9 protein-coding genes and 1 pseudogene are annotated in these 15,381 nt (G+C 52.1%); 7 read left to right on the top strand and 3 right to left on the bottom strand.

From position 1 onward, the window contains the following. Nucleotides 1-21: 21 nt before the first annotated feature. Nucleotides 22-2,016, bottom strand: coding sequence for a beta-galactosidase (locus tag DVH26_RS30490; RefSeq protein WP_239628867.1), 1,995 nt, complete (start codon nucleotides 2,014-2,016; stop codon nucleotides 22-24). Between the two features lie 1,251 nt (nucleotides 2,017-3,267). Here DVH26_RS30490 and DVH26_RS37405 point away from each other — a divergent pair. The 5 genes and pseudogenes from DVH26_RS37405 to yunB form a co-directional block, all read left to right on the top strand. Next, nucleotides 3,268-3,630 (top strand): annotated as a pseudogene (locus DVH26_RS37405) (helix-turn-helix transcriptional regulator); the annotation flags it as partial. Nucleotides 3,631-4,417: 787 nt separating this feature from the next. Further along, nucleotides 4,418-6,730 (top strand): helix-turn-helix domain-containing protein, encoded by a 2,313-nt coding sequence (locus DVH26_RS30480; RefSeq protein WP_239628863.1) that lies wholly within the window; start codon nucleotides 4,418-4,420, stop codon nucleotides 6,728-6,730. 99 nt (nucleotides 6,731-6,829) lie between these two features. After that, entirely contained in the window at nucleotides 6,830-8,338 is a 1,509-nt protein-coding gene (locus tag DVH26_RS30475; protein WP_239628861.1) for an extracellular solute-binding protein, read from the top strand. 132 nt (nucleotides 8,339-8,470) lie between these two features. Beyond that, on the top strand, nucleotides 8,471-9,289 hold the full coding sequence (locus DVH26_RS30470; RefSeq protein WP_239628859.1) for a sugar phosphate isomerase/epimerase family protein: 819 nt from the start codon (nucleotides 8,471-8,473) through the stop codon (nucleotides 9,287-9,289). A 178-nt stretch (nucleotides 9,290-9,467) separates the two neighbouring features. Then, nucleotides 9,468-10,265, top strand: coding sequence for a sporulation protein YunB (yunB, locus tag DVH26_RS30465; RefSeq protein WP_481857558.1), 798 nt, complete (start codon nucleotides 9,468-9,470; stop codon nucleotides 10,263-10,265). A 5-nt stretch (nucleotides 10,266-10,270) separates the two neighbouring features. Here the strand turns inward: yunB and DVH26_RS30460 are convergent, their stop codons facing one another. Both DVH26_RS30460 and DVH26_RS30455 read right to left on the bottom strand, forming a co-directional pair. Beyond that, on the bottom strand, nucleotides 10,271-10,447 hold the full coding sequence (locus tag DVH26_RS30460; RefSeq protein WP_239628857.1) for a hypothetical protein: 177 nt from the start codon (nucleotides 10,445-10,447) through the stop codon (nucleotides 10,271-10,273). 460 nt (nucleotides 10,448-10,907) lie between these two features. Then, entirely contained in the window at nucleotides 10,908-13,202 is a 2,295-nt protein-coding gene (locus DVH26_RS30455; RefSeq protein ID WP_239628856.1) for a helix-turn-helix domain-containing protein, read from the bottom strand. A gap of 290 nt (nucleotides 13,203-13,492) precedes the next feature. On the opposite strand from DVH26_RS30455, the gene DVH26_RS30450 reads away from it, so the two are divergent. Beyond that, a complete protein-coding gene (locus tag DVH26_RS30450) occupies nucleotides 13,493-14,455 on the top strand; it encodes an ABC transporter permease (protein ID WP_239628855.1) in 963 nt (320 codons plus the stop codon). Nucleotides 14,456-14,503: 48 nt separating this feature from the next. Next, the gene (locus DVH26_RS30445; protein ID WP_239628854.1) at nucleotides 14,504-15,379 is read left to right on the top strand and encodes a carbohydrate ABC transporter permease; all 876 of its coding nucleotides are present in this window, start codon (nucleotides 14,504-14,506) and stop codon (nucleotides 15,377-15,379) included. Nucleotides 15,380-15,381 lie beyond the last annotated feature (2 nt).

Raw genomic sequence — 15,381 nt, 5'->3', positions numbered from 1 at the left:
GGAGGTGTCGCCCTCGAATGATTATTTTCCGGGAAATTGGATGACACGATATTCGTACGCGCCGATGTCCAGCTTGCCGGCCGCGACGGAAGCTTGCGTCAATACATCGGTGCCTTCCTGCGGAAGGGTGACGCTGCCGCCGATGCCGTCCATGTTCACGATAACCCACAGACGGTGGCCGTCTGCTTCTCTAGGTGCTACGATAGTGCCTGACGTAACGTCCGTTTGAAGCGTTACGCCTGCTTCCGCGGCGTAGTGGCGGATGAGCTTATCCAGCAGGGCGTTTCCTTCGTCGCCGGCCGGTAGTGAGCCTAGCATGACGATCTTGCCTTTTCCGTGCTGCTTCTCGGTTATGAAGGCTTTACCGGGAGCCAACCCGCCTTCGAGCAAGCCTACCGCCGTCGCTTCTTTCGGCTCGAATACGGCGCTCCAGAGACTTAGCGGAGCGGTCATGCCGAATGCTCGTCCTACAGTATCGGTGCCTTCCATAGGGCAGGTGTACAGCGTCTCCACTCCTGCAAGTGTCTCCAGCTCCGCACCAAGCGCAGCATCGGTATGAATCGTATGCTGCTCGGTTCTTCCTCCGCTTAGCGGCCCGACAACCCAAACGCCGCCATTGCTCACGAAGGCTTTGGCACGTTCCAGATATTCTGCCGATATATAATGAAGGAACGGGGTGAATAACAGCTTGTACCCGTCGAGCTGCGCTTCCTCAGGTATCAAATCCCGATGAATGCCCGCAGTCAAAATCCGCTCGTAGAACGAAGTGACGAGCCCCCGGTGATTCAGCTTGCGGTGCGGCTCGGTTTTCAAAAACGCCTTGGACCGGTCCGAATACGTCATGGCCACTTCAGCTTGCGCCGGTCTCGACGATACCATGGCCGATTCGATCGCTTGGCGAGCCTGCTCAACCTCGAGCACGCTTTGGTAGCCGATGGTCGGCTTGCCCCAGGCGCTGATCACGGAGCCGTGAGGCTGCTCGCAGCCCGCTCTTTGCTGGCGCCACAGCCAGTAGCAGAACGCCTCCGCGCCCAATGCGTAAGCGGCGACCGCTTCGGAGCGCAAATAGCCGTTCGGATGAGGCTTCGCATAGCTTTCCAGCGACGCGCTGAACGACGTGCTCGTCTCCATGATCCAGAAATCCTTGCCCTGCTTGAAATTGCGGAACAAATCGCAATTGATCAAGTAAGCCGGAGTATTGTCGAAATTGGCGTACGTATCGAACGAAGCGAAGTCCAAATGCTTGAACAGGCGTTCATTATCGACGTGAAAAGCGATACTGCTGTTATGGGTAATCGGAGCATCGGAATACTCCCGGATGATGGCCGCTTGCTCGTCCGCAAACTCCGCGATTTTCTCATAGGAAAATAGCTGATACATCGTCCGCAGCGAGGAGTTGTGCAGGAACGGCGCCGCTCCCGGCTGCGGTACCTGGTCGAAGCGGTGATAATATTCGCTCCAAATGTCGGTGCCCCAGGCATCGTTCAGCTTTTCAACGGTTCCGTAACGCCCCTCGAGCCATTGATGCCACAGCCCTTTGCACGTCTCACACATGCATTCGGCCACGTGAGCCTTGAATTCATTGTCGAGCTGCCAGCCGATGATACCGGGCAAGCCGCCCAATGCCTCGGCTATATGCTTAGTGATAATCGCAGCCCGCTCTCGGAAATAAGAGTTGTTCGTGCAGGCATGCTGCCTCGACCCGTGCCCCATAACGGTTCCGTGCTCGTCGACATACATACGCTCCGGGTGACCGTGTGTAAACCAGATCGGGGGTGTCGGCGTCGGTGTGCACATTACCGTCTGGATGCCGTTATCATGCAGCTTCTCAATGACTTTTACAAAAAAGCTCATATCGATCTGCCCTTCCTCGGGCTCCATTCTTGACCATGCGAATTCTCCGATTCGCGCAACATTGATGCCTGCTTCCTTCATCATCCGAATATCTTGCTCAACGACTTCCTCGCTCCAGAGCTCAGGGTAAAAAGCCGCGCCATGGTATAACCTTTTTGTCATGTTCATCTCTCCAGCCCGTTTATGTTCTATTTAAAGTTTGTCCACGCTTTAGCGCAGTCATATCCATCATTGATAACATCATATCCAATACGGGAAGGGCAAACAATTGCATATTCTTGTTCCTGCGATCCGGTTGGCTTACACTTTCTTGAACGGTTTGCACTTTCTTGAACATCGAGGGGGACGCCTGCTGCAGCGGCATTAGGGTCCGTTACGACGAGGCTCGCGGTTCAGCCAGGGTAGAGACAAGGACTAGCGTCGATGCTTACAAGTTAAATCAGGACGATGCTTGCAATGGAAATAAAAGGTACAATACATGGTGTTGTAGGACTTTTCCATAACAATCAATTTCTTCGGGAGGCTGGTCCATTGCAGCGAGTAAAACATACCGGTAAGCATCAGGTTATAACAGGTGCGGCAATCAGTATAGCAGTTGTTGCCCTATTAGGTTTTGGCTTGGCTGCTGCATGGAGAGGATACGTGTACTTGTGCGGTGCGATAGGCTTGCTGTCCCTGGTCCTGTTCGGGGTGCAAAAGGTGCAGAAGGTTCAGCGGCCTGTGAAAGGCGAGGGCTCCTTGGACTCGTGCACCGTACAAGATGAAAGCCTTCAGCTTCAGCAAAAGGAATCGCAGCTTGAGTATTTGAACGTGATGAAATGGCGGTTGGAGCATCAGCTGCACAGTCAGACAACCGTAATTCAATCTTATTTCCTGCAAAGGCTGTTCCGTGAAGGGTGCACGCAATCCGAGCTCGTCAGACGATGGCCGGAGCGCAAAGACCTGCTGGAGGAATCAAAGCTTCTCGCCGTGATGGCCTTGCGGGTTGAGGCGAAGGAAGGTGACGCTGGCGATAAGGAGCTGCTGGAGTTCGCTGTCTGCAATATGACGGAAGAGCTGATACCGAAAGGCTCCCGGCTCGGTTCCGTGTGGATCGACCGCAAGCTGATGATCTTGGTTGCGAGTTCAAGCGAGGACAGAGATCTCTTCAAAAGAAGTATAACCGCATGGACGATGAGCATTCAGGCTGCCGTTTATACCCGCTTATCCTTGCGGGCGTCGACGGGGGTAAGCAGTCTGTACTCCGATATCGCGGATACCCCGACTGCTTATCGCGAGTGTATGCAGACTTCCCCGTTCCGGGACAATTCTGAGGAGGCTGCACGCGCTTGTTTCTTCGATGAGCAGCCTACCGCGGATTATGAGGACGGGCAGCCTAACTCGAAGTCGTATAGAAGAAAGGTACTGAACCAAATCATTGCGATCGTGCATGATGAATATAATTCTGCTTTGACTCTTGAGTCTGTGGCCGCGCGGCTGCATTACAACTCCAACTATTTAAGCGGCTTGTTCAATAAGGAGATGCGCATTACGTTCAGCGAATACTTGGCCCGGCACCGGCAGAAGATGGCTTGCCAATGGCTTGTTGAAACCGACATGCCCGTAAAAGAGATTGCGTACAAGCTGCAGTACACCAATTCGCAAAATTTTATCCGCTCGTTCCGGAAGCGCCAAGGCATGACGCCGGGGGAGTATCGGCTGATGCACGGGAGAAAGCCGTCGCCCGACAGCGTAGCGTCGGTGACATTGCCGATAAGGGAGCGGGTGATCGATTGATGGTGCTGCGAGTCTGTTCGACTGCAGCACAAATTCTTTGTGGGGAGTGCTAGAGGGATCGCACACTAGAACGCGTAGTGCAGGAGCCAGCCGGCTTCTGCCGGGTGCCTGCGGCTGGAGGTAATCAGTAAGCTGGATGTTCCGTCTTAAAATTGCTAAAACCGTGAACTGCCGGGTGCCTGAGCCTGAAGCAATCTGTAAGGCGGATTTTCCGTCTTACAGAATGCGCAAACGCGAGCCCCCCGTTTTTAAGACGGTTTTTCCGACTTACAGCTGCGAACAGCCGGGTGCTTGAGCCTGAAGGTAATCTGTAAGACGGATTTTCCTTCTAACAGATTGCAGAAACGTGAAACCCTCGGTTGTAAGACGGATTTTCCGACTTACCGCCGCGAACAGCTGGGCGCCTGAGCCTGAAGGCTTCAATCCTTTAGCGGAACGTGAGCAATGTCATCACCTGTGCCTTGATGCCAATCTATCTGATTTTTCTCGCTGCAAATAATCGCAGCTTCCACCGCAATCGCAATAAAGTTAAATTCGGACTATAGCGTGAAACGGGATCCTACTTCAAGATAATAAGTAAGCCTGTAAGTATAACGTTAGGCGGCGCGGTCCTCGGGAAAACGTTTGCAGGAACATAAGCGTTCCTGTATAATGTAGCCGAAACTGGGCTGCTTTGACGTTTATATGCAAAGGGCAGCGTGGGAGAAAGGGACTTGCCTCCTTCCCCGCGTTGCGCATAAAGCGGTTCAAGCCTCGTACCATACCGATTACAGGAGGGAATCGCTTGTTGCCGAAATACTTATTGCGCCTGCTGGGCTACAGCTTTATTCTCGCGGCGGTTCCTGTGATTTCTATAGGGCTCATCTCGTATTTCATTGCCTCGGGCGATATCGAGGACAAGGTCAAGGACGGCAATATGCAGGTGTTGACGCAAACCCAAATGGGCGTGGAGCAGGTGCTGAAGACACTGGAGCTGACCTCGCTGCAGTTCGTCAATTCGCCGACCGTCGCTTCATCCTTGAACGAGGATTTGGATTATAACGATTTTGCCAAGCTGCGCGATTTGTCCAAAGGTCTGTACAACCTGCAGACGTTCACCAGCGTCCGCGAGGCTTATCTGATCAACCTGAATAAAGACTGGATGGTCAGCTTCTCCATGTTCAGCAAATTCAGCACGTTTGCAGACCATGACATCATTGCCTCCTATGCGAAGCAGCCCAACAGCTTGTTCTGGGTGACCGGTCAATGGGGGGCGAACGGGGATTCATCCGATGCAGAGGACAGTGCCGGAGAGGCGGCAGCCCATCCCGAGGTCATACGTCTTGTGTACAAAATACCTGTGATCCCGATGACCACGCAGCCCAAAGGGCTGTTGATCGTTGAAATTGAAAACCGGCAAATCAGCAACCTGCTGTCCAAAAATAAAAAGCTCGGCGAAGTGTACGTGCTCGACCGTGAAGGCAGCGATTTTCTCGGGGACAACCATGAGACCGGCGGAAACAAGGCCATTTACGGCTTGGTGACGGATAAGCTGCGGGCATCCGGGGAGGATTCCGGCTTTTTCAACGCGTATGCTGACGGCAAGGAGCTGGGCATATCGTACCGCTCGTCTCCGTATAACGGATGGATTTATGTGTCGGCTGCATCGATAGAGGAAATTACGAAGCAATCGAAGAAGATTGCCTGGGTTACTTTTATAGCGTGCTCGGCCATTTTTATCCTCGTGGCGCTCTTTGCCTTATATGCAAGCCGGCGCATGTATTCACCTATCAAGAGGCTGTTTGAAGTCACCAAAGACATCGAGGTGGAGGGAAAGTCGCACAACGACGAATTCGTCTGGATCGAGGAGAGGTTCCGTACGCTGTTCAGCACCGAGAAGCAGCTGCAGCAGCAGGTGGTCGGGCAGTTTACGCAGCTTAAGGAATTTTTTATGCTGAAGCCGTTTACAGGACAGCTATCAGACAGCGATTTTGCCTATCGCTCGGAGCAGTTTGGCTTTCCGGCCGGATGGGCGAAATTAGGCGTCATCACGGTTCAGATCGATACGCTGCAGGAGAGCCGTTTTCAGGAGAACGACAAGGAGCTTCTGCTGTTTGCGATCAACAATATGGTGGGAGAGCTTGTATCCCAGCAGGAGCGGTTCAGTCCGGTGCTGCTTGAGCAATCCCAGGTTACGCTCTTGGCATGCCGCTTTGAAGACGAAACGGAATGTAAAGCGTACTTTTTCCGGATGGCCGAAACGATCAAGCGGACGATTCACAGCTATTTGCAGCTTCCGATCAGCATAGGGATCAGCCGTCCGTTCGATCGGCCTGTCTATGCGGTTCGCGCCTACCGCGAATGTCTTGAGGCTTTAAAAAGCAGGATGAGCCTTGGCAACGAGATTATCGTTCACTACGAGGACATCGATGCCGGCAGAAGAGAGCTGGAAATCACGGTCTATACGCAGCTGAAGCTGCTCGAGGATCAGCTCATCCAGGCGCTCAAGCTCGGGGATATGGATCGTGTCCATCAGTCGTTCGACAAGTATATTGCCGTTATTGTGGACAAAGGCATTCATGTTAACGAATATCCGGTGCTCATGATGCAGCTGATCGCCAAGGCATTTCAACTCATTCAGGAGCAGGGCGGGATGGTCAAAAAAGTGCTGGGGCCGCGGGCTACGATGGACTATTTCCTGAAGCTGAACACGCTCGAGAACATTGTCCGCTGGTTCAAGGCCGAGTTATTCGAGCCGATCACCCGTTACTTGAACGAGCAAGCCGAGTCGCAATATGTGAATATCGCCGATCAGATGGTCAAGCTGGTTCACGAACGGTTCGATCAGGATATTTCACTGGAAGGATGCGCATCGATCCTCAATTTTCACCCTGTTTATTTGAGCAGGGTGTTCAAGAAGGAAATGGGCATTAACTTCAGCGAATATTTGACGGATTACCGGATGTCCATGGCGAAGACGTGGCTGGAGACGACGAGCTTGAAAATATCCGAGATCGCAGAAAAGCTCAACTACACGAATACGACGGCATTTATCCGTACGTTCCGCAAACTGGTCGGCATGACTCCCGGTCAATACCGCGATGAGTTTCTCAAGCAGTAAGCGCAGGCCGGCCAAGAAAAGCGGCGGGAAAGGGTCCGCTAGCATACTTGGGGCCGTTGGGATAGATATCAGCCTACAAGACAGGGGGCTTCAGCAGACATGGCAAGCAACGTGACGGGTTTTCGCTGGTCAGCCGGGATCTTGGCGATAGCGGTCGTTTCGGGTTGTACCGGCAGCCCTACGGAAGGCTCTGAACAGGGGACAGCGCCGAAGCCGTCATTCGCCATCACGATCGGGACTTCTCAAGTCGGCGACGTACCGGAGAAAGACAATGAAGTGGTGCGTGCGATAGAGAGCTATACCGGTACCAAGCTGGATATCCAATGGATTCAGAATGCCGCCTACGACGATAAAGTCAACATCATGATCGCATCCAACGATATGCCGATGCTGCTCCGGGTCAAGTATATCCCGACTGCGATCAGCGCGATGAGATCCGGCGTTTTTTGGGAGCTCGGCCCTTACTTGAACCAATACAAGCATTTATCGGCGCAGGATGCTCCGTTCTACGATAACATCAAGGTGGACGGCAAATTATACGGTCTCCCTATTTTCCGCGATATTGCGCGAGGGGCTGTCATCTATCGCACCGACTGGCTTCAGTCTCTCGGTATCAAGCCTCCGACCACACCGGAGGAGTGGTATCAGGCATTCAAAGCGATCGCCGCGGGAGATCCGGATCACAACGGCAAAGCGGATACGTACGGCATAATTTTATCCAACCGGTACAATGACGGCTCGTCGGCCTTGACGACGCGGCTGGCCACCAGCTTCGGCGCTCCGAACAAATGGGGGGTTCATAACGGCAAGTTTATGCCGGAATTCATGACGGAGCCGTTTATGGACATGCTGAAGCTGTTCCGGAGGGCATACAGTGAGAAGCTGATCAATCCGGATTTTGCCATATTGGATGAGAGCGAAGCGGAGAAGGCGTATGATCTGGGGTTAGGGGGCATACGAATCGCGGTAGCCGCCAATGCGAAGAGCATGCAGGACCGCCTTGTCAAACTCAATCCGTCCGGGCAGTACGATGTGATGCCGCTTACGGGACCTGCGGGAATCAGGGTGGCCGGGGAGATCGGTAACAACGGGCTGTATGTCATACCCAAAGCGGCGGTAAAAACCGAAGACCAGCTGAGGAAGGTGCTGGAGTTCGCGGATAAACTGATGGATGAGCCGATGTCCACCCTCCAGCTGAGAGGAATAGAGAACAAGCATTATGTGAAGACGCAGGACGGGAAAACCGAAATGAAAGATTTTACGGCCTTTCAAAGGGAAGTGAAGCCTTACAGGGACAGCCTGTTTAACAGAGAAGGCTATCAGGTCGCGCCATTGAAGGACACGCCGTTAGGGGAGAAAGCGACCCGGATTACCAATGATAGCTTGTCCGCCGCCGTCCCGAACCCTGCATTGAATCTGGATTCCGCCGTCTATACGGAGAAGGGCAAGGAGCTCGAAACGTTGATCATGGATGCGCAGACGCTGTATATTATGGGGAAAATCGACGATGCGGGCTGGGAGGCCGAGGTTCAGAAATGGCGAAAGGCCGGGGGAGACGAAATGATCAGGCAGTACGAGCAGGCCTATGCTCTCATGAATCCCAAATGAGGGAAGATAGTACAATAAGGGATGGAGCTTGGCAGATGCGGATGGACCGTTTTATCCCTTTACAGCTATAATGGTCCTGTTACGATAAACGAACATTAGACGATGAAGTAACCAGAGGAGATGAGTGGAAAGATGTCAATCGGTATTTTAGCTCACAATGTAGGTACGCTCCCTTATGCAGAATTGGCTGCCAGGGTAGCCTCCTATCGGTTTAACTATGTTCAGCTTGCATTATCCAAAGCGATATCGGACGTTGACTGCAGTCTGGGCAAGCTGAGTCCGGGACTTGCGAACAGCATCGCCGAAGCGTTCGACAGAAACGGCGTGGGCATTCCTGTACTGGGCTGCTATGTTAGCTTGATCGAGCTTGATGACGAGAAATTCAGGCATAATGTAGACCGGTTCAAGGAGCATCTTCGGATGGCCCGTCACTTCGGTACGGCGATTGTAGCTACAGAGACCGGTGTGCCGGATACGGATCAACACGACCGCTATTCCAAGCGTCTGAAATCGGCAGTGGGGGAATTGGTCGAGGAAGCGGAGAAGTGGGGCGTATTGATCGGGCTGGAAGCGGCAAACCGCCACTTGATAAGCACTGCTCCACAGCTGGCCGAGCTTATTGAAGAGTTTCCATCGTCGAATATCGGGGTGGTTCTGGATCCATGTAATTTGATGACCCAGAACAATTACGAGCGTCAGCACGAAGTGATGCAGGAGGCTTTCCGTCTACTCGGAAACCGTGTCGTCAGCATTCACGCCAAAGACATTCAGGTAGATGCGAGAGGAAAGCTCGAAACCGTGTCCTCCGGCAGAGGCATGCTGGATTACCGCATGTTCATGGAGCTGGTGAAGCAGTACAAACCTATGGTACATATGACATTGGAAGGCGTAGATATCGAGCATATGAAGTTCTCCCGCGACTTTGTTCTGCAGCGCCGATTGGATATATAAGCAAGCTTCAATGAGAGTATACGCAGACTCGATCCGGTATGGATCGGGTCTTTTTTGTGCGGAAACAGGGCCAGGCACGGGCTTGCTCTTCTTTTTTGGCATGGCTCAGCATAAGCTGTAAAGTACATGCCGGGTATCACGTACGACAAGACAAGCGCAAAACTCTGAGGAGGTCTCTATGAGGGTGCTAAGAAGAAGATGGAGAAGCAGCCCTACCGGAGTCAGGAAGATCAAACGCAATATAGCGCTGCTGCTCATTATTGTCATTCTGTTCACGATCCAGTCGTTCATATACATCGAGAAAAATGTGTGGCCGCCGCTGACCAATCTGGCCAAGGTCCGGATCAAGCAAATTGCTACGCAGGCGATCAATACGGCCATTTCCGACCGGATCGCGCGCGGCACCACCTTCGACCAGCTCATTGATTGGCGGACGGACAAGAACGGCAAGACGACCGGGTTTATGCTGAACTACTCGGAGCATATGAGAATTACCGCCGATACGATCTCCACCGTTCAAAATCAGCTGTCCGACCTGCAGGACATTCCGGAGCATATCCCGCTAGGGCAGGCGATGCACAGCTCCTTGCTCGCTTCCTTCGGCCCCATGATCCCGGTGAGGCTTGTACCAGCCGGAAATGTGAAGGTGGAGCTGAATACCAGATATCAGAACGCAGGCATCAATATGATTCTTGTAGAGGTCTACATTCATATTATCGCGGAAGTCAGCGTCATCATTCCTTTCGACTCCGAGCCCGAGGTGGTGGAGACGGAGGTGCCGATATCGTACGCGCTCGTTGTCGGCGATGTGCCTACCTACTACTTTGATGGAAAAGGGAATCCGACGGGCAATACGACGCCACCGCCGAATTTATCGATCCCATCGCTTAACAGCTCAGCCCCCGCCTCCGGTAATGGAGCGGTTCAGGGCGGCACAAGCGGCAAGACGAATCAGGAGCCTGCCGTCAAAAAATAGCAGCGTCAATTCAGGACTGCCGGAAACCGGGCAGTCTTTTTTCTCGTCCGGTGCCTCTGAACCATGTCGAACAGCTCGCGGAGCATGGACCGAACCGCTTCGGCATTTCTTGCCTGCAGCACCAGCTGCTTGTCGCAACCCGGCATTGCGAAATAGTCGCGGCATGGCTGCCTCCAAAGCAAATTGATAGCAGCTCCTGCGGGTCGACAGGGTGGGGATAATAGCAATGCGCAAGAATGTTATAAAAATTGAGCAAGGTTACTCCAAATGCCAAACAGTAGATGGCTTATACTTTAGAATATGGCGCGTTGTACATCCAAGCTTGCCGGGAGATGTGAATGGTGATGAACCAGCTGACAAGAATTTGCTCAAATGCATCAGATTTTCATAGGTGCGACTGCTTCGATTCATGGATTCCCTTGAGTGCGCGAGAAGAGGGCCGCATCATATGGATGTGCAGCCATGGAGGTTGTGACCTCGGAAACCAACTAGAAGCTTCCTGAGTGAAGTGCTCGATTATAACGGTGAGAAACGCTCGACTTCCGCAAGCGCCTCGGTTCGACCGGATCATCCAACGGATAGGCTCACTGGGATACATAATGGCAGGGAGCTCCTCGCGCCGAACTGCAAGCGGCACGCGGCTCAAGCCGTGTGATGCTCCCGGTATTGGCCGGGCGTCATCTGCTCGAATTTCTTGAAGATGCGGATTAAGTAAGCCGGCTGGTAGCGCAGCATGTCCGCGATCTCATGGATCTTCAAATCGGTCGTAACGAGCAGCTCTTTACACCGCTCCAGCCGAAGCCGGATCAAATAATCCGTATAAGTGGCTCCCGTAGCTTGCTTGAACGCTCTGCTCAGTTTGGACATTCCGATCCCGTAAGCATCGGCAATGGCTTCGAACGTCAGATCGTCCATATAGTGCTGCTCCAGGTGCTGGATGACCTGCTGCACGATATTCGCCACCTGCAGCTCCTGGGACGAATGAACCGCGGTCAGGAACGGGGCGAACACGCAGCTTTTGAACCACTCAAGGACCTCGGACGGTTCCGTCATCTGCATGATGTCCTCATATAGATTGGCTCCCTCATAGAGCTCCATCATATTCACTCCTGATTTCAAGACGGCTTCGTGAACGGAGCCCAGCAGCTTCATCGAAGCCTGCTGAATAAGGAGCGGCGAGCCCGATTGAGCCTGGACCGTATTCATGAACAACTGCAGACTGTTGGAGGCTTCTTCTTCATTTCCGGTTCGCAGGGCGAAGATGATGCTCTTTTCGATCTCAAACGGATAGGTGATGGAGCTTCCGCCTGCCGGGTTCAGCTCATGGACGAGCAGGATTTGATGGCTTACATTTAAATCTCTGTATTTCAACGCATTCTTCGTTTCCTCCAGGTAATCCGGAGCCTCCACCAAGGTATCCGCCGTTTTACCGATGACCACGGTCACCTGCATCTTCAAGACGGAGGAGAGTGTGGCGGAAGCCGTCTCTGCCAGTTCCAAGAGCTGCTTATGCGCATCCTCGTCCGTAACATCCCATGGAAGGGCAATCATAGCTCCGACGGTGACGTCGTGATAATTTTGGACATAGACCCTGTCGAATTTGGCTGAGCACAGCTCCTGAATAATGTTCAGGTGGGCGGTGGAGATCATAGGTTCGTCTTCCTCGGAGACACTTTCCTTGCCGATCATGCCGCTTAATTGAAATACGATAAAAGAGAAGCGGCGATTTTCCACATCCCAATCAAGCACCTTCAATTTGTGCAGCAGCTCTTCCTCGTTCAAATAAAAGAGATGCCCCATCAGAAACTGCATGAGCAAGCTGTCCCGAAGCGAAGGGATCGATTCCTTTACTTTGGTCTCCAGCGATTGCTGCTGCTTGAGCAGCATGGTCCATTGCCGCTCGATATAGACGGCCTCATCGCTTGCATCCATCTCCGAATCTTTGTGGAACAGCCCTATAAGCCGTCGAAGCGGCTTGTACATGCTTTTCGAGGCGAACCAAGAGAGAGGCAGCGCCGTCATCAGACCGGCCAAGCTAATTCCCGCAATCATCGTAAAAATGAAATCGACGGGCTTCATGATCGAGGATACCGGTGTAGCGGACAAATACGTCCATTGGTTGCCTAAGCGCGACATGGTTCCATAGGAGACGGAATAGCTGCGATCGTTCAGCTTGTACGTTTGGCTAACTTGCTTCTGTCTCGATGTAACCGCTTCCTTAATGAGGGTCGGAGAAAGCTGACCGCTGCGAATCATAGACGAGCTGGCGACTACGGAGCCTGTCGGGTCCAATAAGACGGCAAAGCCATCCTCGGCAGCCATGTTGTACAGAAATTGATTCAAAAATTTGTTGTTGATATAAACGATGACAGCCCCATAGGCATGTACATCGTAAATGCTTTGCTTTAGCTTGACAATCATCGCCTGTCTGGGGGGAGAAGCCGTTGTGCTGCGAACCGCGTCGTTCCAGAAAATGTCTTTGTCTTGAGACAGCAGTTTCTCGAACGGCTCCCGGTCTTGTGGCGACTGGACTTGACGGAAGCCTGCTTCACTGCTCAGCAGCGTGCCGGAGCTGCGGACGTATAAGGCGACTTCCTGTATGAGCGGATTGGAGTTTTGCATTAGAGACAGGGAACGGTCGATTTCTTTCGTTTTTTCGAAATTTTGAACGAAGTCCGTGCTTTCGAGGGAATAATTCAGTGCCGGCTCCAACGTCAGCCGACCTAGAAACAGCTCCAGCTGGGATAAATAATCATCGAAACGCTGTGTCGTTTGGTTCAGCTGCTTTTTATGGGAAGAATTCATTTCTTTGACCATTCGATTGGTCAATATGGCGTATAAGAGAGTTCCCATTAAAAGAATCGGTACGCAAGCAGCCAATAAGACGGTTATCAGGTATTTGCGGTATAAAGAGCCTTTCTTGGGTGTGAATCGCATGGCGTGACCTCCCGGGTATTTCTGTTGTCTGTGCCAATCGAGACGTGCGGAAATAAGAGCTCGAGGGATTCAATAGATAGTAATTATACGTAAAAGTAAGATTTATGTAAATATATAGTTAGAATTAATTTCATAAATTGTTAATTACATGTTAGTTGGAAACGGATTTATAAACAGGCTGGAAAGCGCGCTGTGGCACGGAATTCAGCGTTCTGCAAGAAGTTATTATTGCCGGAAATGGCATCGGCCGCTATCGTTGGACTCGACTCGAAATGGTTAGGAGGTTGCTTATGGCATCACCGTCCGTACAGAATGCACAGGCCGCTCTGAATAAAAAAACGCTGCGGCGAAGCACTCTTCTTGCAGACTTGATCAGGGACAAATATTTGTATTTGCTTGCGCTGCCCGGTTTGCTTTATTTACTGATTTTCAAGTATATACCGATCGGCGGCCTCGTTATTGCTTTTCAAAACTACTCGCCCTATATGGGGATGTGGGATAGCGAATGGGTCGGGCTCGAGCATTTTCAGAGGCTGTTTGCGGAAGAAGAGTTTTGGATGCTGTTTCGCAACACGATGGCGATCAGCTTGTTGAATTTACTGTTCTTCTTCCCGTTTCCCATTCTGTTATCCCTATTGCTCAATGAACTGCGAAGCATGCTGTTCAAAAGAATCGTGCAGACCATTATCTATTTGCCGCACTTTCTGTCCTGGGTTATTATTATCGGCTTAACCTTCTTGATGATGTCTCAATCCGAGGGCTTAATTAATAAGATCATTCAATCGGCAGGGGGAGAAGCGGTACCGTTTTTGACCAATCCGGACTATTTCTGGATTCTGCTAACGCTTCAGTCTATGTGGAAGGAAGCGGGCTGGGGGACGATCATTTTTCTAGCGGCTATGGCTGCCGTCGATCCTCAGCTGTATGAAGCCGCCCGAGTGGATGGGGCAGGGAGATTACGCCAGGCATGGCATATTACATTGCCCGCGATCCGCAACGTCATTGCCATTCTGCTCATCCTGAGGCTCGGTCATGTCATGGATGTCGGCTTCGAGCAGATTTACCTGATGATGAACGGCGCCGTCGCCGACGTAGCCGATGTGTTCGACACCTATGTGTACCGCAAGGGAATCCAGCAGGGAGAATTCAGCTACAGCACTGCCGTCGGACTGTTCAAATCGATTGTCGGCTTCATTCTTGTATTATTGGCTAACAAAGCGGCCAAACGGCTTGGGGAAGAAGGAGTCTTCTGATTGCGTCTGAAAGAAAAGTCATGCCTTGAATACGAAGAGGGGGGTACTATGCAGCAGACTTGGAAAGACCGCGTGTTTAACAGCTTGAACATTACATTCCTGCTTGTCCTCAGCCTGGTTTGTCTGTTCCCGTTTTACTACATTACGGTCGTATCGTTTACCGACCCGACGGAGTATTACCAAAAGCCGTTCATTTTGTTCCCCGAGAAATGGTCGCTTGGAGCTTACAAATATCTCATGTCGACCGGCTCGTTTGTCAAATCGATCGAAATCAGTACCGTGCTGGCGACGCTCGGAACAATTCTTAGCCTGATCGTCAGCTCGGGGCTGGCCTACGCCGTCTCGCGCCGGCGGCTCCGGTTTCGCCGGACGCTGATGCTGCTCATCTTTTTAACGACGATTTTGCAAGCGGGAATGATTCCGTCCTATATGATCGTCAAAGGTCTCGGTATGCTAAACAGCGTATGGGCGATGATCATTCCGGCGTTAACCGGCGGGTGGTACATCCTCCTGATGAAAGGGTTCTTCGACAGTATACCGGACAGCCTTGAGGAAGCGGCCCGAATCGACGGCTGCAATGAACTGGGCGTGTTCTTCCGCATTATTATTCCACTGTCGCTGCCTGCGCTTGTCGCCTTCGGACTTTTCTTCGCCGTCGGGTACTGGAATACGTTCTTCAACGCAGTGATCTATATCAACGACCATACGAAATGGCCACTTCAGGTGCTGCTCCAGCAAATGCTTATCGACCCGATGACCGCCGTCGGAGGGGCTTCCACTCAGATCGTTTCCGAAGTAAGGATGCCGTCGGAAACCTTGAAGATGGCGGCCGTCATCATAGCGACCGTTCCGATTATGATTGTGTACCCTTTTCTTCAGAAGCACTTTGCCAAGGGGGCTATGGTGGGCTCTGTAAAAGGATAATA

The organism is Paenibacillus sp. H1-7 (assembly GCF_022354825.1).
In the GTDB taxonomy this organism is placed as follows: Bacteria; Bacillota; Bacilli; order Paenibacillales; family NBRC-103111; genus Paenibacillus_S.
Note: the sequence above shows the minus strand (reverse complement) of the source record. Positions and strands in the feature narration are given on the sequence as shown.

What these genes read in the sequence shown, in the direction of transcription:
- DVH26_RS30490 (WP_239628867.1), bottom strand. Translation starts at nt 2,016, where the DNA reads ATGACAAAAAGGTTATACCATGGCGCGGCTTTTTACCCTGAGCTCTGG.
- DVH26_RS30470 (WP_239628859.1), top strand. Translation starts at nt 8,471, where the DNA reads ATGTCAATCGGTATTTTAGCTCACAATGTAGGTACGCTCCCTTATGCA.
- DVH26_RS30445 (WP_239628854.1), top strand. Translation starts at nt 14,504, where the DNA reads ATGCAGCAGACTTGGAAAGACCGCGTGTTTAACAGCTTGAACATTACA.
- yunB (WP_481857558.1), top strand. Translation starts at nt 9,468, where the DNA reads ATGAGGGTGCTAAGAAGAAGATGGAGAAGCAGCCCTACCGGAGTCAGG.
- DVH26_RS30450 (WP_239628855.1), top strand. Translation starts at nt 13,493, where the DNA reads ATGGCATCACCGTCCGTACAGAATGCACAGGCCGCTCTGAATAAAAAA.
- DVH26_RS30475 (WP_239628861.1), top strand. Translation starts at nt 6,830, where the DNA reads ATGGCAAGCAACGTGACGGGTTTTCGCTGGTCAGCCGGGATCTTGGCG.
- DVH26_RS30455 (WP_239628856.1), bottom strand. Translation starts at nt 13,202, where the DNA reads ATGCGATTCACACCCAAGAAAGGCTCTTTATACCGCAAATACCTGATA.